This is a genomic window from Neisseria sp. HMSC070H10, from assembly GCF_001837635.1.
In the GTDB taxonomy this organism is placed as follows: domain Bacteria; phylum Pseudomonadota; class Gammaproteobacteria; order Burkholderiales; family Neisseriaceae; genus Neisseria; species Neisseria subflava_A.
The window spans coordinates 1-417 of the sequence record NZ_KV833362.1 but is presented as its reverse complement, the minus strand read 5'-3'; the positions used below and the strand labels follow the sequence as shown (position 1 = coordinate 417).

The window sequence follows — 417 nt, the reverse complement described above, 5'->3', positions numbered from 1 at the left end:
TGGGCAGTGGCAATGAAGACTTGGACCAATGGGGGCCATTGAGTAAAGGGACAAACGGATAACCTCTTATTGTATGGGGATAGAAAAGATAAAGGGAATAAAGATATGTACTCAAATGCATTTGACGGAAAACGGAATAGGGCAACTGTGCAGAGGGGGTATTCTTTGATACAGCTGTTGGTGGTGATGCTGTTGATTTCGATATTGGCGACGGCGGCCTTTACGGCCTATCGGGAATCGGTCCGTTCGGCCAACCTGCGTGCGGCGCATGCTGCCCTGCTGGAAAATGCGCGCTTTATGGAGCAGTTCTACACGAAAAAGGGCAGCTTTAAGCTGACGTCGACGAAGTGGCCGGAATTGCCGGTGAAGGAGGCGGGCGGTTTCTGTATCAGGATGAGCGGCCAGGCTAAGGGGATC

General features: G+C 51.8%; 1 protein-coding gene. It reads left to right on the top strand.

The genetic code is table 11. The annotated features are described in order from the left end of the window. Window positions 1-105 precede the first annotated feature (105 nt). Window positions 106-417: type IV pilin protein (locus HMPREF2606_RS02885; RefSeq protein WP_168167218.1), on the top strand; the 312-nt coding region annotated here is incomplete at its 3' end.